General features: G+C 64.7%; 21 protein-coding genes and 1 tRNA gene. 14 read left to right on the forward strand and 8 right to left on the reverse strand.

The genetic code is table 11. The features are described from left to right. Window positions 1-6: 6 nt before the first annotated feature. Complete coding sequence (locus HMPREF3166_RS03980; protein ID WP_070487780.1) at window positions 7-927, reverse strand: alpha/beta fold hydrolase; 921 nt, start codon at window positions 925-927, stop codon at window positions 7-9. 18 nt (window positions 928-945) lie between these two features. Continuing rightward, window positions 946-1431 (reverse strand): phage holin family protein, encoded by a 486-nt coding sequence (locus HMPREF3166_RS03985; protein WP_049050349.1) that lies wholly within the window; start codon window positions 1429-1431, stop codon window positions 946-948. Window positions 1432-1549: 118 nt separating this feature from the next. Here HMPREF3166_RS03985 and HMPREF3166_RS03990 point away from each other — a divergent pair, with 118 nt between their 5' ends. Then, on the forward strand, window positions 1550-2335 hold the full coding sequence (locus HMPREF3166_RS03990) for a Fic family protein (protein ID WP_035002894.1): 786 nt from the start codon (window positions 1550-1552) through the stop codon (window positions 2333-2335). A 9-nt stretch (window positions 2336-2344) separates the two neighbouring features. Here the strand turns inward: HMPREF3166_RS03990 and HMPREF3166_RS03995 are convergent, their stop codons facing one another. Next, window positions 2345-3181 (reverse strand): HAD family hydrolase, encoded by an 837-nt coding sequence (locus HMPREF3166_RS03995; protein ID WP_070487781.1) that lies wholly within the window; start codon window positions 3179-3181, stop codon window positions 2345-2347. 154 nt (window positions 3182-3335) lie between these two features. Here HMPREF3166_RS03995 and HMPREF3166_RS04000 point away from each other — a divergent pair, with 154 nt between their 5' ends. The 6 genes from HMPREF3166_RS04000 to HMPREF3166_RS04025 all read left to right on the forward strand — a co-directional run bounded on the left by HMPREF3166_RS04000 (window position 3336) and on the right by HMPREF3166_RS04025 (window position 8161). Then, window positions 3336-4541: a CpaE-like family protein gene (locus HMPREF3166_RS04000; RefSeq protein ID WP_070487782.1), complete on the forward strand. Its 1206-nt coding sequence runs from the start codon at window positions 3336-3338 to the stop codon at window positions 4539-4541. 35 nt (window positions 4542-4576) lie between these two features. After that, window positions 4577-5752 carry a TadA family conjugal transfer-associated ATPase gene (locus HMPREF3166_RS04005; RefSeq protein WP_141741123.1) on the forward strand — a complete coding sequence of 392 codons (1176 nt, stop codon included), beginning with the start codon at window positions 4577-4579 and terminating at the stop codon, window positions 5750-5752. Between the two features lie 15 nt (window positions 5753-5767). Then, window positions 5768-6907 carry a type II secretion system F family protein gene (locus tag HMPREF3166_RS04010; RefSeq protein WP_070487783.1) on the forward strand — a complete coding sequence of 380 codons (1140 nt, stop codon included), beginning with the start codon at window positions 5768-5770 and terminating at the stop codon, window positions 6905-6907. 132 nt (window positions 6908-7039) lie between these two features. Continuing rightward, window positions 7040-7369, forward strand: a complete 330-nt coding sequence (locus HMPREF3166_RS10425) for a DUF4244 domain-containing protein (RefSeq protein WP_083293810.1) — start codon at window positions 7040-7042, stop codon at window positions 7367-7369. A 140-nt stretch (window positions 7370-7509) separates the two neighbouring features. Further along, complete coding sequence (locus tag HMPREF3166_RS04020; protein WP_070487784.1) at window positions 7510-7818, forward strand: hypothetical protein; 309 nt, start codon at window positions 7510-7512, stop codon at window positions 7816-7818. 19 nt (window positions 7819-7837) lie between these two features. Next, complete coding sequence (locus HMPREF3166_RS04025; protein ID WP_070487785.1) at window positions 7838-8161, forward strand: Rv3654c family TadE-like protein; 324 nt, start codon at window positions 7838-7840, stop codon at window positions 8159-8161. Window positions 8162-8229: 68 nt separating this feature from the next. Here the strand turns inward: HMPREF3166_RS04025 and HMPREF3166_RS04030 are convergent, their stop codons facing one another. Beyond that, complete coding sequence (locus HMPREF3166_RS04030) at window positions 8230-9393, reverse strand: alpha/beta hydrolase (RefSeq protein WP_246816920.1); 1164 nt, start codon at window positions 9391-9393, stop codon at window positions 8230-8232. A gap of 13 nt (window positions 9394-9406) precedes the next feature. Here HMPREF3166_RS04030 and HMPREF3166_RS10300 point away from each other — a divergent pair, with 13 nt between their 5' ends. Further along, window positions 9407-9592, forward strand: coding sequence for a hypothetical protein (locus HMPREF3166_RS10300; protein ID WP_246816921.1), 186 nt, complete (start codon window positions 9407-9409; stop codon window positions 9590-9592). Window positions 9593-9674: 82 nt separating this feature from the next. Here the strand turns inward: HMPREF3166_RS10300 and HMPREF3166_RS04035 are convergent, their stop codons facing one another. After that, entirely contained in the window at window positions 9675-12089 is a 2415-nt protein-coding gene (locus HMPREF3166_RS04035) for a DEAD/DEAH box helicase (RefSeq protein ID WP_083293811.1), read from the reverse strand. A gap of 264 nt (window positions 12090-12353) precedes the next feature. Between HMPREF3166_RS04035 and HMPREF3166_RS04040 the strand changes: the two genes are divergently transcribed. From HMPREF3166_RS04040 to HMPREF3166_RS04050, 3 genes are all read left to right on the forward strand, one after another. Next, window positions 12354-12557 (forward strand): transcription antiterminator/RNA stability regulator CspE, encoded by a 204-nt coding sequence (locus tag HMPREF3166_RS04040; protein ID WP_005292238.1) that lies wholly within the window; start codon window positions 12354-12356, stop codon window positions 12555-12557. 224 nt (window positions 12558-12781) lie between these two features. Beyond that, entirely contained in the window at window positions 12782-15775 is a 2994-nt protein-coding gene (gene topA / locus HMPREF3166_RS04045; RefSeq protein WP_070487787.1) for a type I DNA topoisomerase, read from the forward strand. A 41-nt stretch (window positions 15776-15816) separates the two neighbouring features. Further along, window positions 15817-16719 carry a CoA transferase gene (locus tag HMPREF3166_RS04050; RefSeq protein ID WP_070487788.1) on the forward strand — a complete coding sequence of 301 codons (903 nt, stop codon included), beginning with the start codon at window positions 15817-15819 and terminating at the stop codon, window positions 16717-16719. Here the strand turns inward: HMPREF3166_RS04050 and HMPREF3166_RS04055 are convergent. Next, window positions 16716-18248: an adenylate/guanylate cyclase domain-containing protein gene (locus HMPREF3166_RS04055; protein WP_070487789.1), complete on the reverse strand. Its 1533-nt coding sequence runs from the start codon at window positions 18246-18248 to the stop codon at window positions 16716-16718. The genes HMPREF3166_RS04050 and HMPREF3166_RS04055 overlap by 4 nt on opposite strands. Before the next feature lie 86 nt (window positions 18249-18334). Here HMPREF3166_RS04055 and HMPREF3166_RS04060 point away from each other — a divergent pair, with 86 nt between their 5' ends. The 3 genes from HMPREF3166_RS04060 (at window position 18335) to HMPREF3166_RS04070 (ending at window position 20167) form a co-directional block, all read left to right on the forward strand. Next, window positions 18335-19585 (forward strand): DNA polymerase III subunit delta', encoded by a 1251-nt coding sequence (locus HMPREF3166_RS04060; protein ID WP_035002904.1) that lies wholly within the window; start codon window positions 18335-18337, stop codon window positions 19583-19585. 83 nt (window positions 19586-19668) lie between these two features. Further along, window positions 19669-19744 (forward strand) — tRNA-Thr (locus HMPREF3166_RS04065). 138 nt (window positions 19745-19882) lie between these two features. Beyond that, window positions 19883-20167 carry a hypothetical protein gene (locus HMPREF3166_RS04070; RefSeq protein WP_070487790.1) on the forward strand — a complete coding sequence of 95 codons (285 nt, stop codon included), beginning with the start codon at window positions 19883-19885 and terminating at the stop codon, window positions 20165-20167. A 61-nt stretch (window positions 20168-20228) separates the two neighbouring features. Here the strand turns inward: HMPREF3166_RS04070 and HMPREF3166_RS04075 are convergent, their stop codons facing one another. Both HMPREF3166_RS04075 and HMPREF3166_RS04080 read right to left on the reverse strand, forming a co-directional pair. Continuing rightward, entirely contained in the window at window positions 20229-21209 is a 981-nt protein-coding gene (locus HMPREF3166_RS04075; RefSeq protein ID WP_070487791.1) for a diaminopimelate dehydrogenase, read from the reverse strand. A gap of 164 nt (window positions 21210-21373) precedes the next feature. After that, window positions 21374-22723, reverse strand: coding sequence for an amino acid permease (locus HMPREF3166_RS04080; protein WP_246816924.1), 1350 nt, complete (start codon window positions 22721-22723; stop codon window positions 21374-21376). Window positions 22724-22803: the final 80 nt, after the last annotated feature.

Below are 22803 nucleotides of genomic sequence, written 5' to 3' on the forward strand. Positions count from 1 at the left end.
GGCGACTCAAGCGCGCAGGTGCTCGCGGAGTAGTTCCGCGACGCACGGCGGATCCTCCACGTGCGGGTAGTGGCCCACGCCGTAAAGCACCTTGTGCTCGGCGGTATCGGCCCTCCGGGCGGACTTCTGCGCCAGGGATTCGTCGTAGATCGGATCCATGCTGCCATCCACCGCCAGCAGCGGCACAGGTGTGGTCGCGGGGAAGGTTCGCTCGAAGCGCATCGCCTCGGGGCGGAAGCGGCTACGGAAAGGCCAGCGCAGGTACTCGCAGGAAAGGTGGGCCACCTTATCCACCTGCATTGCTTCGCGGCGGAGTGCGGCGCTGCGGAAGTAGGCGTCCGTATCCCTAAAACCCGGGGCCACACCCGCCCTAAAGATCTTTTCAGCCGCCGCCGCGTTATCGGCCAACAGCTTGCGTTCCGGAAGGCGCGGCAGTTGGGCGGACAGCAGACGGCGAGCGAAGTGCGGCTGCGAGAACGGCTGGGCCAGGATCCTGCGGAAACGCAGCAGCGGATTGATGGCGGAAAGGGTGACGAAGCTGCGGACGCGCTCCGGGTTGTGAGCCACCAAAGTCCAGGCGACCATGCCGCCGTAGCCGTGGCCGACGACAGTGGCGGTGGTGTGGCCCAGGCCGCGGATCACCCCGGCCATGTCGCTGGCGGCGGTGGTGAGGTCGTAGCCGCGTGGGGTCTTATCCGAGCGGCCATAGCCGCGCAGATCCACTGCGGCCAGGCGCAGGTCCTCGCCTGCGAGCTGCTGCATCAGCGGGTGCCAGTCGAAAGCGCCGCCGCCGAAACCATGGATCAGCAGCACTAATGGCGCGTTGCGGGGGCCTTGGACGTCGACGTGAAGACGCACACCCCGCGAATGCACGAAAGTGGCATGCGGGGTGTGCGGATCTACAGCGTGAGAATCTTCGGAAGTCATCTCAGGCGCGCGGGGGATTTAGGTGTACATTCCCGGGCGGCGCGCGGAGGAAGAGTTGTTGCCCTTCTGCGGGATCACGGTCTTCAGCTCGCCGACGGACTCGATGGTCTTCTCCGGCTTCTTCACGCCCTTGACCTGCTTCAGGCCGACCAGAGCCAGGATGGCAACCAGAACCAGCATGAACAGGAAGACGACCAGGAAGGCCGCCCAACGCCACATGAAGGTATCCAGCGCCTCGGCGATGGTGAAGAAGAGGAAGAAGGAGCTGTAGGCCAGGATGATGGCGGCAGCGCCGAACAGGCCCACGCCAATGCCGGCCTTCTTGGCGGACGTAGCGATCTCGGTCTTTGCCAGCTCGACCTCGGAACGAACCAGGGAGGAAACCTGCGCGGAGGCATCCTTCACCAGGTCACTGATACTGGCCTGACCCTTGGCATGGGTATCCACATCCGACAGCGGAATAGCGTTAACCTTCGGGTTAAAGCTATCGCGGTCGGTGAACATGCCATCGTGATCGTTGTTGCTCACTGTTAAAACTCCTGGGGGTTACACCTAATTGACTCCCCCTAGTTTGCCAGACCACGGGGAAGATTGCGCGCGCGGGTGCATTATTGTCTTAAATATGTCTGACAATTCTGCGCAAGACCCACTCGCCGGACTGGCCGAACTGCCCGGAGTGCCGGAGGCCGTGGCCCAAGCCAACGACCACCTGGCGCGCCTGCACCGCCACCCCGCCAACCTGCGTGGTTGGGATGTTACGGGCGCGGAGTCGGTGCTGCGCGGCGCGCGTGCCTCGGCGCAGCTGGACGGTGGCTCCCCGCGTTTGCCGGAGGACGGCCAGGTGGAGGATCCGATCCTAGCCGGTGCCCTGCGCGCCGCGGAGCTGCTGGCGCCGGACGGTGTGACGGAGACGGTGACTACCTGGCGGCGCGCCCCACTGCAGATCATGGCGCGCATCAACGCGGTTGCCAGCCCGCAGATGTCCGACCCTGCATTTCGCCAGAAGGCCGCGGGGGATGCGGAGTTCCTGGTGCCGGGTCGGCCGCGCCGCTCCACGGATGCGCGCCTGCAGCTGCTGGGCAAGTTCATCACCGGTGGCACCAAGGTGAACGCGACGGTGCTGTCTGCGGTGATCCACGGCGAGCTGCTGACGTTGCAGCCTTTTGCGGACGCCACCGGCGTGACCGCCCGCGCCTGCTCCCGCCTGGCCACTATCGCCACCGGCCTGGATCCGCGCGGCCTGGGTGTGCCGGAGGTCTGGTGGAACCGTCGGCGCGACGAGTACCAGGCAAAGGCTGAGGGATTCGCCAGCGGCACCCCGGAAGGCGTGGCCGAGTGGATTGTTTTCCACGCCACGGGCCTGTCCGAGGGCTCGCTGGAGGGCAAGTCGATCGCGGACGCGAAGTAGAAGTAGCCGCTAGGCCTCGTCTGAACCTTCCTCGCGCCCGCGCCACCACATCGCCAGACCAGTCGCGGCAATGCCGAGCAGCGCCAGGGTGGCGCCCGCCCCGGCGATCACCGCTGCCTGCGGGAACAGTGGTTCCGGGCGGATGAACTGGCGGATCGGCCACTCGGCCTCCGTCGCCTGCTTCTTCAGGGGACGATCCGGGTTCACGGCAACCGGGTTGCCCACCAGCTTCAGCATGGGGATGTCTGTGGCGGCGTCAGAATAAGCGTAGCTTTTCCCCAGGTCATAGCCGTGTTTGCGGGCGAGCTCTAGGATGCGCTCGACCTTGGCGTGCCCCTTGTTGAAGTGCGTGACGGCGCCGGTGAAGCGCCCATCCTTTTCTTCCAGTTCGGTGGCGAAGAGGTGGTCCACGCCGAGTTCCTTGGCGATGGGCTGCACCATGATGGAGGCCGAGGCGGTCACGATGGCGATGCGGTGACCCTGTTTGCGATGCCATTCGATCAGTTCGCGCGCTTCGGCGTAGATGAATGGGGTGATGACCTCCTGCAGGGCGTCTTGGGCGACCTGACGCAGGGGTTCGGATTCGCGATCCTTGATGATCCTGGTCAGGGCTTCTTTTGTGGATTCCAAACTCTCTTCGGAGTGGGTGGAGAGCATGTAGTTGCCCAGCATCGCCATCATCTTCAGCACCTCGCCGGTGTTGAGCAGACCGCGTTCGGCCATCGGGCGGCGGTAGGCCAGGGATGCCGACGTGTCGATGATGGTCTTATCGAGGTCGAAAATGGCCAAAACTCGCTCTGCGTCCTTTGCGCGCGGTGGGTCTTGGTGCTGGTTCACATGCGTCATTCTAGTAAAATCGCACCACTTATGTCACTCTAATCTTTTTGCGTTACGGGTTATTCACAGGGTCTAGGCCCTTTTTTATGACGCCAACCCGACTTTTCCACAGCTAAAAAATCAGGGGTACTTTTGCCAGCGCGCAGCTGGGAGCCTGTGGTTCATGGGCGCAGGGAAGTCAGTAAAGCAGAGCAAGGCAGCAACCAAGAAGGCAAAAACGGCAGCCAAGAACAAGGGGTGGGAGCGGCCGGCACAGCTCCGGCCGGTGATCGTGGACATCGCGGATCCGCTGTGGAATAACGAGGCACGCATGGTCGTGGCGGTGACTCGTCGGCCGATGATTATCCTCGATGGCACGGAGGAGTTCGAGGCGAACCTGCTCCGCGAGCTAGATCGGAAAGACGGGTTCACCTGCCAGAACTCGGCAATCGTGCTGAGCGATAGGGAAAGCGAGTTGACCCGCCACCGACTGGTGCGAGCGATCCGGGTGGATCAGCTGGAGCCCTCCCTGGATGCCGGTGGGGCGATGGTCCTGGCGGAGATGATCGGGTCCAATGACGCAGTGCGAATCGCAGTGAGCTCCGCCGTTGGCGGGGCCGGGTCCAGCCTATTCGCGGCGCAGCTGGCCTATTACATGTCCTGCGAAGGAAGACCCGCGGTTTTGCTGGACGCCGACCCGCACTCCTGTGGGTTAGATCTGGTGCTGGGTAAGGAGCGGCGACCGGGGCTGACCCGCAATCAGATTCCTGCCGACTGCGACTTTGACCAACTGCGCAGCCACCTGCTGATGCTTGGATTCGACAGCGCGGGCGGAAAGAAGATCAGCGCGGACGGCGGGGCCGTTCCCGTAATCTACGCCGACCGTTACCCGACTTTCGGCGCGCACAGCGGTGGTAGGGGACTGGACGTGGGCCAGCTGGCTGGATTGATGCATGCGGATGACCTGGTGGTGGACTGCGGGCGCAGCCTGCCAGTGGCCGATAGTGCGAGTGCCGGATGGCAGGAGCAATGGGGTGAAGGGGAACCCGACGTGCACATCCTAGTGGCACCTCTAACCATCCAGGGAGTGACCGCCGTTAGCGCGCTGCGGAACCGGATGCTGGAAAACGACCGAACCAAGCCGCTGATCGTGCTGCGGGAAGTCCCCGGCGCTTCCACCTCCGTGGCTGTTGCCGCGATGATGATGGACGAGGTTCCGGTGGCGGTGATCCGTCACGACGACCAGTGCACTCCCGCCCTTGACCGAGGCGAGGCCGAGTACTGGATTGAAAGCTCGCTGAAGCACGACCGCGCCCGCGGGCCGGTGCGCGAGGTGTGGGAGAAGATCCAGCACATCGTCGGCAACTGCGCGCTGCCAATCGCAAGCTAGGGGTATAGGGGACAAAAGGGACGGGGGAGACGTAGGTGGCGTCACGAAGAAAAAAGAGCAAGAACAGCCAGCCGGAACCGGAGCGCGGGCTGCTGGCGATCGTGCGCGACGACCTGGCCGAACAGGGGATTAGTAGGCCGGACGAGCGCGATCTTTCGCGCAGCCTGCACCTGATCGGGAAGGCGAGTGTAGAGAACGTGCGGACTTTGCAGCGGGAGTTCAGTGGACTGGGTCCGCTGGCGGGGCCGCTGCAGGATGCGCAGGTGACGGACGTGGTGCTCAACGGCGATGGCAGTGTTTGGGCCGATCGCGGCGAGGGTATGCAGCCTATAGACGGGGTGCAGGTCGGCGTGGAAGCCGCGCGCGACCTGGCGGTGCGGATGGCGACGATGTGTGGGGAGCGGCTGGACGAAGCCCGGCCTTTCGCCGATGGGGTGCTGCGCGAGCTGCCTCCGGACGTGCCGGCGCAGGCAGTCCGAGTACATACGTTGCTGGCTCCGCCGGCGGCGGGCGGCAGTTGTATTAGCTTGCGCGCGATTAAAGGGCAGCAGAACTCTCTGGATGCGCTGGTGCAAGGTGGCCTGGCAAGTCAAGAGATGGCGGGCGTGCTGCGGCGGATCGTTCGCGCGCGGCGGAACATCCTCATTAGCGGCGGAACGGGCGCAGGGAAGACCACCCTGCTGGCCGCACTGTTGGCGGAGGTGGCCTACGACCAGCGGCTGCTTGTAGTGGAGGACACCCCGGAGCTGCTGATTGACCATCCTCACGTGGTGGTGCTGGCGACCCGCGAGGGCAATGCGGAAGGGGCGGGTGCAATCTCCATGACTGCACTGGTGAAGCAGAGCCTGCGCATGCGCCCCGACCGCATCGTGGTGGGAGAAATCCGTGGCCCCGAAGTGGCGGACCTGCTGGTCGCCCTGAACACCGGGCATGCGGGCAGTGCGGGCACCATCCACGCGAACGACCCGGCAAGTGTGCCAGGGCGGCTGGAGGCGCTGGGTGCGATGGCCGGACTGGATCGGATTGCACTGACCCGCCAGGTAATCGACGGAATAGACGTTGTATTGCACGTTTCCCGCACGGAGCAGGGAAGACGGTTGACGCACATCGGACGGCTAGTCGGCGACGAGCGGACGCGCATCGAGGTGCTGTGGCACTGGCGCGACGGCGCCCGCGGGGGATTCGAGGAGTTCTGCGATGAGCTGGGCTGATGGGAGGAGCGAACGATGATTCCGATACTCGCGGTGGTGGCCGCCGCGCTGATGGTGGCCTTCACCCTCAAGATTGTGGTCGGGCGGATGATGAAAACCCGCCGACAGATGAAAACCCTGGCCGAGGTGCGCGATGTAGTGGATGCCATCTCCCGCGAAGTGGCCGCAGGTGCCCGACCATTGGAGGCTGTCGAACACGCGGCTGAGGGGTTGAAATCCGAGGCGCTGCGTCACGAGCTGGACGTCGCCTGCGTGAAGGTGCGTCTGGGCGCAGCGCCGGGTGCAGAGTCTGCTGGTGCGGGATCTGCTGGCGCCGCGCCGGGCAGTGACGCCCTGAGCTTCCTTGCCCACCTATTCCACATCTGGGGCATTTCCCACCGCCACGGCGTGGGGTTGTCAGCGCTGGCACGGGCACACGTGACCGACATTGATGCGCAGCTGGCGCACATCTCCAAGTCGACCTCCGCGACGGCGGGCGCGCGGCTAACGGTCACGGTGCTGCTGGCACTGCCGGTTGGCGCGGTGGCGTTGGGGCAGAGCAGCGGGCTGGGCACGCTGACTTTCCTGCTGACGAATGTGCTGGGAGTACTGCTTTTCTTGGCCGGGGTGGGGTTGGTGTGCGCCGGCACCCTGTGGACGGAGCATCTGAGCGAATCGCTGACCACATCACCGCTGGGCGGAGTGGGTGTGCGGGCCGGACCTGCCGGCTCCACACCCTTGGGTCCGCTGGACGCGGCCCGCGCCCTCGACGTTTCCGCGGCTGCGCTGCGTGCCGGAAAGGCATTGTTGCCAGCCTGGGACGTGGGGGTGGGGCAGCTAATCCAGGATGGTGAACACGATGGGGAAGGGGAGCTCGGCCGCGCCATGGCGCTGCTGAACCTCGGTGGAGGAAAAGACGCCTGGCTTACGCTGGCCGAGCATTCCCTTTTTGGCCCCATCGCCCGCCAAGCGGCGCAGCAAACCCGCGCCGGAACTTCGCTTGCCGATGGAATGCATCAACAGGCCGAACACCTCCGCCGCGTTGCCGCCGACAAGGCAACCGCCGGAGCCGAAAAGGTCTTGATCGCCTTGGCGGCACCACTGACCCTCTGCTTCCTCCCGGCCTTCGTCTTCGTCGGCTTGATACCGCTGGCCATCGGAATGGCCTCGCTCTAAGAGCAATGGGCACCGACGCGAGGTGAAGGCCACTCCTGGAGAAGCAACTCACACCGACATCCGACGTCTACCGATCACAACTCACTCGACACGGCGGCGCGCCTTTTGCGTCGCCGGGGAAGGACACTGACCATGACCACTCCGACCATCACCGCTACACCCGCTTTCCCACCGGCTGCAGTGCCGGAGCAATTCCAGGCCGCGCCGGTCAAGACAGATCCGAGCACTGGGTACTCAGAAGAAATGTATGCTGACCTGCACCCAATCACCCGTTGGTGGAATCAAATTATCGGCGCTATCTACCGTCGATACACCGATGATAGGGGTATGTCCACAGTGGAATATGCCTTGGGCTGTGTCGCGGCAGCGGCCCTCGGAGCGCTGCTGTACACCGTCGTCACCTCGGACACCGTGGAGCAGGCACTCAGCGGAATCTTCGATAGGGCACTGAACACGAAGTAATCCGGATGGCTTCTCGTTAGCCTCCGGGGTCACACAGCGCCCCGCGCGCCGGGTCTCTTCAATCGGGACGGGCGCGTGGGGGCGTCACCAAAAAACACACACCACGAACCACACACAACAATCTTTAACCAGGAACGAACATGAACACAGTCGAAGGCGCCATCGTCCTGTCCGCCATAACACTCGTCGCTGGTGGGGCCGCCGCTGGATTGGTCACCATGTCGCAGGCCGCCACGGCGCAATCGCTGGCGCGAACCGTAGCCCGAGCCGAAGCGCGCGGTGGCGATGGGGTTGCGCTCGCTAGGCAGATTGACGCCACCGCTGACGTCTCCACATCCCGCGAAGGTAGCGCGGAATCGCCACTTGTGCGGGTGAAAGTCACCAAGGACGGGGCGCTGTTCGACGTTCACGGCGAGGCCGTCACGCTGGTGGAGCCCGACGGGGAATAGGGGAGGTGGAGACGAGCTCATGAGCACCGTCTATGGGGCGATGATCACGCTCGGCATCCTGTCGGTGGTTTCCCTGCTGGCGCTCGGCAGCGCCATGCTGGGTCACAAGGAGCAGGCCAGCACGGCCGCGGACCTAGCCGCGCTATCGGCGGCGATCGTTGTGCAGACGGGTGAGGGCGAGCCGTGCGATACGGCGCGCAGCATCGCCGGTGCCAACGGTGCCGACGTGGAAAGCTGCGAGGTTAAAGGCGAGTTCGTGACGGTGGACGTCACCACCCGCATGGGATCGAACTCGCGTATCCTCCCGCAGAAGGCGCAGGCCACTGCCGGGCCGGCGGAGTAGCCAGGCAGCGTACTGCGGGTGTACCGCGATGTGGCGCGGGGCGTGGCACAAAGCCGCGCTTACGCAGGCTAAGCGTTGCGGAACAGCTTAGCCAGGAACGGGGTGGAGTGCGCCTGCGAAGCGGGGACGGTCCCGCCGTGGTCGGTGGGATACCAGTGAACCTCCACCCGCTGGTTACGGCTGCGCATATCCCCGATGAACTGATTGATCCACATGTCCGTGTTCAAGATGATGCCGATAGGGGTGGGTACGTCCATATCCATCAGGCCGTGGCCGAGGAAAACCGGCTTATCGTAGCCAGTTGCAGGAGTTTGCATGAACTCGCGCAACGCGGGCTCCAGGCCCGGCACCTCGCGAAGCGGCTTCGAAAACGCCCGCGCGACATTGGTGCCCTTCAGCGCCTCAGAAAGCTCCGGATAGCAAGAATCCTCGGCGGCCTTCACCATGCGTTTGCCCTCGTCAGTTAGGGCGGAATCGACATCCACGTTCGGGTTGGCCTCCCGGAACGCCGCAACAATATACATCGCGTAAGTGTTCAAACCGGCTGGCAGGGGGACCGGCGGGAAGGTCGGGCTGCCCGCCAACACGATCTCCTCCACATAAGCCGGAGCGCCCGTGGCCACCGTGCCCAGGAAGTTCAGGTTCGCCTGCTGGCTCCGCTTCGTTGCCCGCAAAGCGACGTGCAGGGCCGCGCCGCCGCCCTGGGACTGGCCAATGACCGCCCAGTTGCGGGAAAGTTTCTGGCCACCCTGCTTCGCCGCAGGCAGATCCTGCGCGGCGATTACGGAATCCACCACGTTAGCGGCAGTGGACTTGCCGTTGAGGTAACTCATCAGCCCCTCGGTGCCCATCCCCGCATAGTCGCTGGCGACGATCGCATAACCCTGGTTGAGCCAATGGTTCAGATAGTCCTGATCCCGCTGGGAACGCGGATTCATCGACGGAGTGCACTGATCCGCCAACCCCACCGTTCCATGTGCCCACGCCAACACCGGCCAACCCCCAGCCGGAGCCTTGCCCTTCGGGAAGAACACCGCTCCGGTGGAAGGCGCCACCGCCCCGTGCTGGTTGGTGGTCGAATAGCTAAAGCGGAACTGCTGGCCCGCGGCAGTTAAACCCACAGCCGGGTCGAGCGGAACCGTATTCATCAGCGCGCCCGCCTTAGCGGGAACCGCGCCGATCTGCAGCCCACTATCCACCGGGTTGCCGGCGAAGGGCGCTGGGGTGCGCATCGGCTCGCCCTTGTTGACTAGCGCGGAAGCGCTGGACTGCGGCCCGGAAGGCGCCGGCGCAGAGGAGGCCACACCCGACGGTGTGGACCCTGAGGGCGCTACGGACTGTGCGGTGGCCACCCCGCCCATCCCGGACAACGCAATCAAGGACATCGTGGCGGCAATGCTCGCCTTAAAACTCCGCCGGAACCCATTGTGATTTTTCCCAGGAAAAGACTTCATGCGGAAAAGTATATTCTTAGGCAAGCCGGGATGTGGGCGTCCCAAAGAAAAACAGTGAACTAACCCGCCGCCCCGGCCAGTGCCCGCAACAACAACACCGCGCCCGCCTTGAACAGCGGATCGTTGCCATTGCCGCACTTCGGCGACTGCACACAAGACGGGCAACCGGACTCGCACTCGCAGGTCTCCACGGTCTCGGCGGTGGCGGCCATCCACTCGGCAAAGCGCGCAAAGCCCTGCTCGGCGAAGCCCGCGCCGCCCGCATAACCGTCGTACACGAACACCGTCGGCAGGCCCGTATCCGCATGCAAAGCGGTAGAAACTCCACCAATATCCCAGCGGTCGCACGTCGCGATCAGCGGCAACAGGCCGATCGCCGCATGCTCAGCAGCATGCAACGTCCCTGGCCACGTCGGCTCCGGCAGCCCTAGATCCAGCAGCACGTCCGGGTCCACGGTATAAGCCACCGCGCGGGTGCGCAGCGACTCCGGCGGCACGTCCAGCGGTACGGTCTCCAAAATCTCGCCACCCGGCAGGCGCTTCCGATAACCGCTGACGGTATGCGAAACCTCCACGTCCACATCCGCCAGCCACACCCCGTCGCAGACCTTGCGCGTCCCCCGGGTGCGCCGCACCGCAATGTCGGTATCGCGGATCACCTGGGTGGTGTACTCGGGGAACTCGGGCCGCACCCACGCCACGGATTCCTCCAGGTCCAGCAGCTGCACCACGAACGTCTCGCCCTGGTGCATGTACACCGCCCCCGTGTGCACGTCCGACGTCGCGCGCGACTGATCCACCGTGCCCAGCAGTCGGCCGGAATCGGCCTCCACGATCGCCACCTGGGCCGCCGCCCCGCCGCGGATCGACACCTGCGAATGCACCTGCTCCGCCACTTTCAGGTCCGCGAAAATGCCTCGCGGCCTGCGCTTCAGCGCGCCCTGGCGCAGCAGGTGCTCCACCACTCGCTCCGCACCCCAGTGCGTAATCTCCGTCTCGGACAGTGGCTTCTCCGCCGCCGCGCACACCACGTGGTCCGCCAGCACGTAGGGATTCGTCGGGTCGAACACCGTATTCTCCACCGGCCGGTCCAGCAAAGCTTCCGGGTGGTGCAGCAGGTACGTATCCATCGGGTCATCCGCGCCGACCAACACCACCAGCGCACCCTGGCCGCGCCTGCCCGCACGCCCGGCCTGCTGTCTAAAGCTGGCGATCGTGCCGGGGAAGCCGCTGGTCACCACCACATCCAGTCCGCCGACGTCGATGCCCAGCTCCAGTGCATTCGTCGAGGCGATGCCCAGTAGCTCGCCGTTGTCGAAGCGACGCTCCAGCTCGCGGCGATCCTCCGGGGTGTAGCCCGCGCGATAGGCCGCCACCCGCACGGCATCCGCGCTGCGCCCCAGCGCCGCCAGCTTCTCCGCGGCGGCGACGGACACCACCTCCGCGCCGCGCCGGGAGCGCACGAAAGTCAGCGTCCGCGCGCCCTGGGCGATCGCCAACCCCATCACGTCCGCGGCCTCGGAGTTCGCCGCCCGTCGTACTGGCGCGCCGTTTTCGCCCTCCACGTCCGGCAGGAATCCGGGCTCCCACAGCGCGACGGTCCGTTCGCCCGCAGGCGCTCCGTCCTTCGTCACCGCCACCACGTCTGGCCGTCCCGTCAGCCGGCGTGCGTGCGCGGCCGGATCCACGCTGGTCGCGGACGCCAACACGATCGTCGGAGCCGTCCCACACAGCCGCAGAAGCCTGCGCAGCACCATCGCTACGTGCGCGCCGAACACCCCGCGGTACACGTGGCACTCGTCGATCACCACATAGCGCAGTGTGCGCAGCAGCCGACTCCACGACTGCGGATTCCCCAGGATCGAGGCGTGCAGCATGTCCGGGTTCGTCACAATCACCCGCGCCTGGTCGCGGATCACCCGCCGCGTCTCGGGCGGAGTGTCGCCATCGTAGGTGGCCACCATGATGTCATTCAGGTTCGCCGCGCCCGCGCACATTCGCGCCAGCGCCGCCCGCTGGTCCTGCGCCAGGGCCTTCGTCGGCGCAATATAAAGGGCCGTCGCGGTGCTCGCCGTAGCCAGGTCGCTTAAGGCCGCGAGTTGGTAGCCGAGGCTCTTTCCGGACGCCGTGCCGGTGGCAACCACCACATCCCGCCCCGCGTGCGCGTGGTTCGCGGTCTCCACCTGATGCGACCACGGGGTAGAAATTCCCTGCTCATGCAGGTATTCCACCAGAGTCTCGTCAGCCCAGTCCGGCCACTGCGCCGTCTGCGATGGGCGGGCGGGGATGGTGCGCGTATGGGTGACGGTGGAGCGCGGAAACTCGGGCGTCAGATCGGCCAGAAGTTCCTCGCCGAACGACGGCGCCGCGCTACTCGCCGCGCTGCTCGCTGGGCTGCTTGCCGGGCTGCCTGCCGTGCCGCTTGCGGGATCGTCGGGCGCTGAGTCTGGGGTAGGGGGCGTGGGGTCGGACATTAACAGTAGTTCTAGACCCATTAGGGGGTGGATACAAGTTATTGTCCTGCGGAATCCAAACTCGCCCGAATGTTTAACCCGCAACGTGGCAGACTGTCGTGTGGTTATTAAAATCCTCGGAACTTTTCCGCTCGCCTCGGCGTGAGGTGGGGTCTCGTTGGGTTTTGGGCCGATTGGGTTGGAAACGAAGTATCTTCCGACCTCGGCGTTTGGTGGTCGCAGAAGACTTGCGCCGGACAGATTCAACAAGATAGGTAGAAATTCATGGCACAGGGAACCGTCAAGTGGTTCAACGCGGAGAAGGGCTTTGGCTTCATCGCCCCGGACGACGGATCTTCCGACGTCTTTGTCCACTACTCTGAGATCCAGGGCAGCGGCTTCCGCACCCTCGAGGAGAACCAGAAGGTCGAGTTCGAGATCGGCGAGGGCGCCAAGGGCCCGCAGGCTCAGAACGTCACGGCTCTTTAAAACCCGTAGGGTTTTAGCAAGCCCCCTCCGCGGTGCACCTCGCGCCCCGGCGGGGGCTTCGCCGGTTAAGGCCGCGCCCACCCCGGTTGCAAATAAATTGCGTAAACCGCGTACTGTCGCTTAGAAATGCGTAAGTGGCCCCCGGAAAGAACCATTGCAAAAAACCTGTATAAACAATGGCACCCGGCAAACTTTAAATTTTGAAGGATGTGTGAAATCAACCGATGGCAAACGATGACGTCAAGCGTCTAGTGATCGTTGAGTCGGCGACGAAGGCCAAGAAGATCGCCCCGATCCTGGGGCCGAACTACATCGTCGAGGCTTCCGTCGGGCACATCCGTGACCTTCCCCGGGGCGCGGCGGACGTACCGGCCAAGTATAAGAAGGAGCCGTGGGCGCGTCTGGGCGTCAACGTCGATAAAGATTTCGAGGCGCTCTACGTCGTCAGCCCGGACAAGAAAAAGAAGGTCTCCGACTTAAAGGCCAAGCTCAAGCAGGTCGACGAGCTGTACCTGGCGACGGACCCCGACCGTGAGGGTGAGGCTATCGCGTGGCACCTGCTCGAGGTGCTGAAGCCGAAGGTGCCGGTGCGCCGTATGGTGTTCCACGAGATCACGAAGAACGCCATCCTCGAGGCCGCGCAGAACACTCGCGAGCTCGATTACGACCTGGTCGATGCGCAGGAATCCCGCCGCGTGCTGGATCGCCTGTACGGCTACGAGGTTTCCCCGGTGCTGTGGAAGAAGGTCATGCCGCGCCTGTCCGCCGGTCGCGTGCAGTCCGTCGCCACCCGCGTGATCGTGGAGCGCGAGCGCGAGCGCATGAAGTTCGTCGCCGCGGAGTACTGGGGCTTGAGCGCCACGTTCGGCGTGGTAGATGCTGTTTCTTCTTCTCTTGATGACGCCGCCCCGGACTCCTTTGAAGCACGGCTGGCAACGGTCGCTGGCAAGCGCGTGGCCCAGGGCCGTGACTTTGGCGACGACGGCAAGCTGAAAGCCGGTGCCAAGGAAACATTTGTGCTGGATGGGGCGAAGGCGAAGTCCCTGGCCGACGGGCTGCAGGGCCAGGAGTTCGCCGTGACGGCGGTGGAGGAAAAGCCCTACACCCGCCGCCCGTACCCGCCGTTTATGACCTCCACCCTGCAGCAGGAGGCTGGCCGCAAGCTCCGCTTCACCTCGGAACGCACGATGCGCATTGCGCAGCGGCTGTACGAAAACGGCCACATTACTTATATGCGTACCGACTCGACCACCCTGTCGACCGCCGGTATCGAGGCCGCCCGCAGGCAGGCCAAGGAGCTTTATGGTGCGAAGTTCGTGGCCGATGGCCCGCGCCAGTACTCCCGTAAGGTGAAGAACTCGCAGGAGGCTCACGAGGCGATCCGCCCGGCGGGCGAGACCTTCCAGACCCCCGGCCAGCTGAGCAACCAGCTGGATGCCGAGGAGTTCAAGCTCTACGAGCTGATCTGGCAGCGCACCGTGGCCTCCCAGATGGCCGACGCGAAGGGCCAGTCCATGAAGGTCACCGTCGCCGGCGACGCGAAGTCGGGTGAGACCTGCGAGTTCACCGCAACCGGCCGCACCCTGACCTTCCCGGGCTTCCTGAAGGCCTACGTGGAGGTCAGCCGCACCGTCGATGGCCGCGACGTGGCCGATAACGCGGAGAAGCGCCTGCCGCAGCTGACCGAGGGCGACGAGCTGAATGCGCGGGACGTGGCCGCCGACGGCCACTCGACGAACCCGCCGGCCCGCTACACGGAGGCCTCGCTGGTGAAGAAGATGGAGGAGATGGGCATTGGTCGCCCGTCGACCTACGCTTCCATCATCCGCACCATCCAGGACCGCGGCTATGTGCTGCCGCGCGGCAACGCACTGGTGCCCTCGTGGGTGGCCTTCGCCGTCGTCGGCCTGCTGGAGCAGAACTTCGGCGCGCTGGTGGACTACGACTTCACCTCCGCGATGGAGGACGAGCTGGACGCCATCGCGGCGGGCGATCAGGACCGTGTGAACTGGCTGAAGGGCTTCTACTTCGGCGATAGCTCCCGCCCGGATGCCCCGGGTGCGGTCGTGCCCCGACTGGGTGGCTTGAAGCACATCGTGGGCGACAACCTGGAGCAGATCGACGCCCGCCGGGTGAACTCCCTGCACATCTTCGATGATGAGAACGGCGTGCCGATCGTCGTCCGCGTGGGCCGCTACGGCCCCTACCTGGAGCGCATCAAGCCGGTGCCGGAAGGGGCACCGGAGGGCACCGAGCCGGAGGTACAGCGCGCCAACCTGCCGGAATCCATGACCCCGGACGGGCTGACCCTGGAGGTGGCCGAGAAGCTCTTCGCCACCCCGCAGGGCGGCCGAGAGCTGGGCACCAACCCGGCCAACGGGCGCACCATCGTCGCCCGCGAGGGACGCTACGGCCCTTACGTCACCGAGGTGCTCGGCGAGGACGAGGAATCCCGCGTGGCCGAGGAGGCCGTGAAGGTCTGGGAGGCCGAGCGCGATGAGCAGGATCGCGAGCGCGAGGCAGAGGGCAAGAAGCCGCTGAGCCGCGAGACCAAGACCGCGCAAGCGCAGAAGGAAAAGCGCGTCAAGCAGATCGTCGAGGAGACGCTGAAGCCCAAGACCGCCAGCCTGTTCAGCGGCATGGAGCCAGCCAGCGTGACGCTGGAAGAGGCTCTGAAGCTCATGAGCCTGCCGCGCGAGGTGGGCGTCGACCCGAGCGACAACGAGGTGATCACTGCTCAGAACGGCCGCTACGGCCCTTACCTCAAGAAGGGAAAGGATTCCCGTTCGCTGACGAACGAGGAGCAGATCTTCACGATCACCCTTGACGAGGCTCGACGCATCTACGCGGAGCCGAAGCGCCGTGGTCGCGCGGCCGCGCAGCCGCCGCTGAAGCAGCTGGGTGATAACGACGTGTCCGGCAAGCCGATGACCGTCAAGGACGGTCGCTTCGGCGCTTATGTCACGGATGGCACCACCAATGCCTCCCTGCGCAAGGGCGATACTCCGGAGACGATGACTGACGCCCGCGCGAATGAGCTGCTGTCGGAGCGGCGCGCCAAGCAGGCAGCCGAGGGTTCGGCACCTGCGAAGTCGAGCCGCAAGGCCGCAAGGAAGTCGGCTAAGAAGACGACCAAGAAGGCCGCAAAGAAGACGACGAAAAAGACGGCGAAGAAGCCACCGACGCTCACCAAGCGCACGGTGAAGAAGTCTCGCTAAATCGCCCTTACTTTTGGTTGGGAACTGATACGTTCATAAGCATGCACCAGCTCCCGAACTTCACCGTCGTCACCCTGGCCCCGAACCTGCCGGGTCCCGTTGCCGCCAAGCGCCTGCATGAGCTCGGCGGCACCGTCATCAAGGTCGAAGGCCCCGGCAAGGCTGCCGACCCCATGCGCCTGTACTGCGAGCCCTACTACCAGCACTTGGTGGAGGGGCAGGAGGTGCGCAGCATCGACCTGAAGCAGGAATCCGGCCTGCAGGAACTACACGAACTGCTGGCAGAGGCGGACCTGCTGCTCACGAGCTCCCGCCCTGCCTCGCTGCAGCGCCTGGGGCTCGGCTGGGAAGATCTCCACGCGCGCTACCCGTCGCTGGCGCAGGTGGCGATCGTTGGCCACTCCGGAGAGCACGTCGACGTCGCCGGCCACGACCTGACCTATGAAGCACACGCAGGCACCCTTTCCTTTAACGGCGATGAGCCCGTCATGCCCGTGGTGCCTATCGCTGACCTGGCGGGCGCGGAACGCGCCGTCTCGCAGGCGCTGGCCGCCCTGTGGCAGGCTAGCGCCACCGGCCAGGGCAGCTACCACGAGGTCGGCCTGGCGGACATGGCCACGGAGTTCGCCACACCCGCCCGCTTCCGCCTGACCGGCCCGGACACCCTGCTGGGTGGCCTTCTGCCGGGTTACGGCCTCTACCAGGCCGAGTGCGGGGGCTGGGTGGCTATCGCCGCGCTGGAACCGCACTTCTTCGTCGGCCTCATCGAGGCGCTGCACGCCGAAGGCCTGCTGCCGGAGGGCACCACGGCCGAACAGATGCAATCCAAGGGGATCACCGCCGAGCAGCTGGCCGCGGCAGTGGGGCAGAAGACGGCGGCGTGGTGGGACGAGGTGGCGTCGAAAAGAAACCTCCCCATCGCCGCAGTACGGGGCGGAGCCTAAGCCTCCGAACGGTCGGCCAAGGTCGCGCGGATGGGACGAGCGATCTGCGTCATCTCGCGGCGGCCGCGCAGCTCCACGGACTTCATCATGGTCCAGCGGGCCTGCTCGGCCTCGTTGGCTGCGCGCAAAGTTACGGCACTTGTCAGCACCTGTCCGGGGGTCTTCTTCGCTAGATCCGTCAGGCGGGCGGCCTGGTTCACAGCGTCGCCGATGACGGTGTACTCGAAGCGGTCCTTCGCGCCGATGTGGCCCGCGACGACGGAACCGGCGGCCACGCCGATTCCCGCAGCGAACTCCAGGCCCTGCAGCTTCGCCTTTAGCTCGCGGGCGGCGGCTAGTGCGTGGCCGGCTACATCGTCCAGCGGCAGAGGTGCGCCGAATACGGCCAGCGCGGCATCACCCTCGAACTTGTTGATGATGCCCTTGTTGGCGTGCACGACCTCCACCACGCGGTCGAAGAACTCATTGAGGGCCTTAACCACGTGCTGCGGTTCCTTCTCCGTGGCAAACCCGGTGGAGCCGATCACGTCCACGAAGAGCACAGCCACGTGCCGAGTTTCGCCGCCTAGCTCCGGCTTTTCCTCCAGCGCGCGGCGGGCGACCTCGGTACCGACATAGCGACCGAAGAGGTCCGAGACCCGCTGGCGCTCCTGCAAACCGCGCATCATCTCGTTGAAGCCGGCCTGCAGCACGCCGATCTCCGAGGAGTCGTAGATCCGCACGTCCGTGTTCACCTTGCCGCGACGCACGCGGTTGATGGCGTATTGCAGCTCGCGGATCGGGTCGGCCACGGCCATGGAGAACAACATGGTGCCCATGAAGCCGGTCAGCAGGGTGGTCAGCGCCAGCGCCAGCATCGCCGGGATGATGCCGCCGGAGTCTTCTGGATAGAACTCGGTGGCCGCAGCGAACAGCAGCAGCACCATGCCCAGCACGGGCACGGCGGAGGTCAGTGCCCACGTCGTCATCAGGCGATGCGAAAGAGGGGAGAGCCGCGAGTGATCCGGCGCGCCCTTGGCTAGCGCCTTCGCGGCGACCGGGCGCACCAGGCGCTCGGCCTCCATGTACGTCATCAGGCTCACCATCATGCCGCCGAGCGTGGCGGTCACGCCGACGGTTATGCCCCACTCGGTGCTATGCCTCCAGGCCACGACGGTGAACAGCACCACCCCGATGCCCCACAGCACAATGCCCGTGACGGTCTGCAGCAACGGAATGCGTAGCACCAGGTCGCGCACCATATTTGGGTCGTAGGCCTGGGGCGTGCGCTGCCAGCGCAGCACGGGAGCGAAAAAGTACAAAGTCATCGCAATGCCGGCGACCACGGCCACCCCGAAATAGATCAAGTACAGAGAGGCGATGGTGGTATCCGGGCTCGTCAGCTCACGCGCGGCGGGCAGCGGAATGAAGAAGCGCAGGAATGTCGCCACGGCGGTCGCGCCGATGACGTTCGTGGCCAGAACGGTTGCTGCGTACAAGGGCCAGGAGGTTCCCCAGGCCCACGAGAGGTAGCGCAGCAGTTGTTTCATGCCCTTCAGATTAACGCACGTCGTCCCGCGCCGGGTGCGTCTGCCCTGTCCTCGTCTGTCCTTGTCGGTAGCTACACTGAGTAACCATGACGGAAACCACGCCGGCCACCACCGCGGCCACTACCCGGGCCACCGCCGCCGAAGAGGCGCCGGGGGTTTTCGGGCGCATCACCGCGGAGTCCGTCCGCCGCCCGCTGCAGAGGGCTGTGGAGGATCCGCAGGCGATGACCCACTCGTGGCTGTTTACCGGCCCGCCCGGCTCGGGGCGGTCCATCGCGGCGAAGGTCTTTGCCACCGCGTTGGTGTGCCCGCACGGTGGCTGCGGCGAGTGCGACCAGTGCCGGAGCGCGGCCGCGGGCACGCACCCGGACATCCTGTGGGTCTCCACCACGGGAGTGGTGCTGACGGTCGACGAGATCCGCGGCGCCATCCACGAGGCCGCAAACATGCCCACCGTCGCCCGCTGGCGCGTGGTGGTTGTGGAAGATGCCGACCGCCTGAACGATGCCGCCGCCAACGCTTTGCTGAAGTCCGTCGAGGAGCCGCCCGCCCGCACCGTCTTCCTGCTGTGCGCGCCCTCGACCGACCCTTCGGATATTGCGATCACCCTACGGTCGCGCTGCCGCCACGTGTACGTGCCCACTCCCTCGCCGGCGGCGGTCAAGGGGGTTTTGCTTAGTGACGCCACCTTAGGCCTCAATGAAACCCAAGCCCAATGGGCCGCCGACGTCTCGGCCGGACACATTGGAAGGGCTCGCCACCTGGCCAGCGACGAGGCCGCCCGCACCAAACGCGCCACCGCGCTGAAGCTGCCGCAGCTGGTGTACGAACCCAACGCGCTGTACCGCTTCACCTCCGAGCTGGTGAAGAAAGCCGAGGAAGAGGCCGCCAGCGAGCTGGAAAAGCTGGATCAGCGGGAGCGTGAGGAACTGGAGAGCAGCCTCGGCGTGGGCGCGAAAGGCAAGGGTGCTGCAAAGGCTCAGCGGGGGGCGTCCGGAAGAATGAAAGAGCTAGAAAAAGAACAGAAGAACCGGCGCACCAGAAGAACCCGCGACTCGCTTGACCTGGCGCTGATCGACATTGCCGGGCTGTACCGCGATGCGATGCTGCAGGCCGCGGGCGCGGTGGAAGGCGATGGCGTGCCGGTGGGCGGCCACCAGCACCCGGACATGGCGGCGACGTCGAAGGAACTGGCGCGGCGTAATAGTGCGTCGGCGCTGGTGAGCTGCATCGATGCGGTGATGGAATGCCGCGAGGTGCTGGGGTACAACGTGCGGCCTGAGGTGGCGCTGGATGCGATGGCGGGGCGCCTGCAGCAGTGCTGTGGGGTGGCCTAGCGGGTATCCGGGCTAACCCCAGGTGGCGTTTTGGTGCTCAGGGTTTGCGTCGGCTAGGATAACGCTTCGTACTTAATGTACGCGCCGCTTTAGCTCAGTCGGCAGAGCGTTTCACTCGTAATGAAAAGGTCGCGAGTTCGATTCTCGCAAGCGGCTCCATGTGATGTCCCATAGCATTCTTGACAGTTTGCTGTGGGACATTTTGATTGCTAGCGACTGCTAACGTTTCGCCGCTTATAAGCGTTTGGGTAAACAAAGCACTTCCAACAAAACTCCTTCAGAAAGGATTCTTCCCCAATGAAGATTCGCAAGTCGCTCATCGCCGGCGTTACCGCCGTAACTGTCACCGCAGGTCTCGCCGCACCTGCCCAGGCCGAAAACCACACCCCCACCACCCAAGTACAGGCTGCAGAAACTCCGAACACCAAGTCCCCGCTTGGCTCACTGAACACAATCTTCGAAAACACCCCGGCTTGGCTGCGCTTCCCCCTCTTTGCACCGCTGGGACTCATCTGGGCCGTTATTTACGGCCTAGTTGGCGCTCAGAACTCCGACGCGCCATACTACGGCAGTCTTTCTTAACCCGGTGACCGGCCAACCTGCGGGAATGCCAGCAGGCGGAGGTCGGGTTTTGCGTTGGGGCTTATAGCTTCTTGGCTACCAGATCGTCCAGAGGCTCTGCAGAAAGCAGGTAAGGTGCTACCTCGAAGACCGTGCGGGCGCCCGTCTCGCCAGCCTGGCGCATGCGCCACGCGGCGCGGCCGTAGGCCACCTGCACCGCAGCGGTGAAGTCGGGGTTGCGCTCCAGCTCTAGGCCGAACTCAATCACGTGACCGGAAGTGCCCGCCTGGCCGCGGGTGATTACCTGCCCGCCGTGTGGCATGCCCTGGTGGTCGCGCTCGAACTCGGCCTCGGAAATGAACTCCACGATCGTTTCGTAGGGCGCGAAGTAGTCCGGCATCGTCACGATTGCCTCGCGGATCTGCTCCTTCAACCTTTCATCCGCCGCCACATCGCCGGTTTCTTCCGCCACCACGAAGCAATGGCGCAGGTGGCACTCGTTGGCCTTCAGGTCTGCACCCTCGCCTCGTTTCACGGCCTCGATAGCCTCCGGATTCGGCTTGGTGTACTGCACACCCTTGGCCACGCCGGGCACGCGACGCACCGCATCGGAGTGACCCTGCGAGAGCCCCGGACCCCAGAACGTCATCTGGTCGGCTCCCGGCAGTACTGTGCCGCCGAGCACACGGTTCAAGGAGAAGATGCCCGGATCCCAACCGGTGGAGATCATCGCAATGTTGTCGCCCTCTTGCGCGGACTTATCCATGACCGCCCGGTAGTTCGGGATTTCACCGTGGTTGTCGTAGGTATCGACCGTGGTGAAGTGCTTGGCCAGTTCAGGGGCCTGCGCTGGCACATCGGTGGCGCTGCCCAGGCAGACGAAGAGCACGTCCACCTCATCCTTGTGCTTTTCCACGTCCGCAGCTGGCAACACACGGGCCTGCGTATCGAGGGAATCGCGGCGGGAGAACACACAGACGAGTTCCATGTCGGGCTGGTCGGCAATAACCTTTTCAACGCTGCGACCCAGGTTTCCATAGCCAATGATGGCGGTGCGAATCATGCGGGGGAGTCCTTTCTAGATGTCCTCGTGCGGGCGCGACACTCGTCCGACAGGAAGACGGGGAACCGTAATTGGATACCGTATTTAGATCCAGCCTATCCTCCTTTCGCTACCTGTCACTACCTGCCCCTTTAGCCGTGCTGTTGGTGCATCCGCGGCGAGCTCTATTGGAAGGAGGAGGGCAGGGCCAGTTTCTCGAAGGGGCTCAACCCACGGATGGCGGAGTTGGCGAAGCTGGCCACGACCAAGATCGCAAACATCGTCGCTGCAGAAAACAGCTGCACCCGGGAACCCGGGTCCGTTAGCATTAGAACCGCCAGCCCCGCCAACACAACCAGCGTGGCGATGGTCAGCCAGGGGAAGCCCCACATGCGGATCGGCAATGCGCCGCCCGCGTGCTGTTCCAGGCGGTGGCGCAGACGCAGCTGGGAGACGACGATGAACGTCCAAACGATCAGCAGGGAGGCACCCGCGGAGTTCAGCATAAACGTCAGTAGCCAACCGGTATCCAGGTAGTTCAGAACCACCATCACGATGGACAAACACACCGAGAGAATGATCGCGGCGACGGGAACGCCTCGACGGTCTACACGGGTGAAAATTTGGGGTGCCTCATGACGATTGGCCAGGGAGAACATCATGCGGCTGGAGGCATAGATCTGCGCATTGAAGGCAGACAGTAGCGCCAGAACAATAATGGCTTCCATGAAGCCGACCACGCCCGGAATCCCGGCCAGATTCAGCACCCTAGTGAAGGGGCTATCGGCTGCGCTTTCCGCCTGTCCTAGGGAGGAGTGGGGGAGCAGGAAGGTAATCACCAGCACCGAACCCAAGTAAAACAGCGAGATTCGAGTGATGGTGGAGCGCACCGCGTTGATCAGCGAGCGCTGGGGATTCTCGGATTCCGCAGAGGCGATGGCCACGACCTCGATGCCCCCGAAGGCGAATGCCACAGCCAGAATCGCCGTGGCCACGCCGCCCACACCGTTGGGCATAAAGCCGTCGGCTATGAACACCTCAGTGCCGATGAAGGTATGCCCGGGCAGGAGACCAAAGACTAGTAGGAACCCAATGACCAGGAAAGCTACTAGCACCGCCACCTTGATGAACGCGAACCAGAACTCGAACTCGCCGAAAGCGCTGATCTGCAGCAGGTTCACCACGCCGAAGAAAATCACGCATACGGCTGCGGGGATCCAGGCGTCAATACCGAACCAAGCCCCCATAAAACTCGCCGCACCAGTAATTTCGGCGCCGAGTACCGCCACCGTGGCGAGCCAGTACATCCAACCCTGCGTGAAGCCAGCCCAGCGCCCGATGCCGTGTTCTGCATATTCGGAGAACGAGCCGGAGGCGGGGATGACGGTGCCCATCTCGCCCAGCATCTGCATCACGAGGATCGCGATGAAACCCGCCACAATGTAGGCCAGCAGCACGGCTGGTCCGGCGGCCTCGATGCCCACGCCGGTGCCCAGGAATAGGCCGGCGCCGATGGTGGAGCCCAGGCCCATCATCGTGAGGTGGCGGACCTTCAGTCCGTTGCCTAGCTTGTCATCGCCTAGCTTGTCACTGCCTAGCTTGTCATCGCCGGTGC

The organism is Corynebacterium sp. HMSC08A12 (assembly GCF_001807485.1).
GTDB classification, from domain to species: Bacteria; Actinomycetota; Actinomycetes; order Mycobacteriales; family Mycobacteriaceae; genus Corynebacterium; species Corynebacterium evansiae.

Excerpts from the sequence above, each read along its gene's own strand:
- HMPREF3166_RS04010 (WP_070487783.1), top strand. The coding sequence starts at position 5,768 with ATGATTCCGATACTCGCGGTGGTGGCCGCCGCGCTGATGGTGGCCTTC.
- HMPREF3166_RS04060 (WP_035002904.1), top strand. The coding sequence starts at position 18,335 with ATGACGGAAACCACGCCGGCCACCACCGCGGCCACTACCCGGGCCACC.
- HMPREF3166_RS04050 (WP_070487788.1), top strand. The coding sequence starts at position 15,817 with ATGCACCAGCTCCCGAACTTCACCGTCGTCACCCTGGCCCCGAACCTG.
- topA (WP_070487787.1), top strand. The coding sequence starts at position 12,782 with ATGGCAAACGATGACGTCAAGCGTCTAGTGATCGTTGAGTCGGCGACG.
- HMPREF3166_RS03985 (WP_049050349.1), bottom strand. The coding sequence starts at position 1,431 with ATGTTCACCGACCGCGATAGCTTTAACCCGAAGGTTAACGCTATTCCG.
- HMPREF3166_RS04040 (WP_005292238.1), top strand. The coding sequence starts at position 12,354 with ATGGCACAGGGAACCGTCAAGTGGTTCAACGCGGAGAAGGGCTTTGGC.
- HMPREF3166_RS04055 (WP_070487789.1), bottom strand. The coding sequence starts at position 18,248 with ATGAAACAACTGCTGCGCTACCTCTCGTGGGCCTGGGGAACCTCCTGG.
- HMPREF3166_RS04020 (WP_070487784.1), top strand. The coding sequence starts at position 7,510 with ATGAACACAGTCGAAGGCGCCATCGTCCTGTCCGCCATAACACTCGTC.
- HMPREF3166_RS04070 (WP_070487790.1), top strand. The coding sequence starts at position 19,883 with ATGAAGATTCGCAAGTCGCTCATCGCCGGCGTTACCGCCGTAACTGTC.
- HMPREF3166_RS10425 (WP_083293810.1), top strand. The coding sequence starts at position 7,040 with ATGACCACTCCGACCATCACCGCTACACCCGCTTTCCCACCGGCTGCA.
- HMPREF3166_RS04025 (WP_070487785.1), top strand. The coding sequence starts at position 7,838 with ATGAGCACCGTCTATGGGGCGATGATCACGCTCGGCATCCTGTCGGTG.
- HMPREF3166_RS04035 (WP_083293811.1), bottom strand. The coding sequence starts at position 12,089 with ATGTCCGACCCCACGCCCCCTACCCCAGACTCAGCGCCCGACGATCCC.
- HMPREF3166_RS03980 (WP_070487780.1), bottom strand. The coding sequence starts at position 927 with ATGACTTCCGAAGATTCTCACGCTGTAGATCCGCACACCCCGCATGCC.
- HMPREF3166_RS04030 (WP_246816920.1), bottom strand. The coding sequence starts at position 9,393 with ATGCGCACCCCAGCGCCCTTCGCCGGCAACCCGGTGGATAGTGGGCTG.
- HMPREF3166_RS04080 (WP_246816924.1), bottom strand. The coding sequence starts at position 22,723 with ATGATGGGCCTGGGCTCCACCATCGGCGCCGGCCTATTCCTGGGCACC.
- HMPREF3166_RS03990 (WP_035002894.1), top strand. The coding sequence starts at position 1,550 with ATGTCTGACAATTCTGCGCAAGACCCACTCGCCGGACTGGCCGAACTG.
- HMPREF3166_RS04075 (WP_070487791.1), bottom strand. The coding sequence starts at position 21,209 with ATGATTCGCACCGCCATCATTGGCTATGGAAACCTGGGTCGCAGCGTT.
- HMPREF3166_RS03995 (WP_070487781.1), bottom strand. The coding sequence starts at position 3,181 with ATGACGCATGTGAACCAGCACCAAGACCCACCGCGCGCAAAGGACGCA.
- HMPREF3166_RS04000 (WP_070487782.1), top strand. The coding sequence starts at position 3,336 with ATGGGCGCAGGGAAGTCAGTAAAGCAGAGCAAGGCAGCAACCAAGAAG.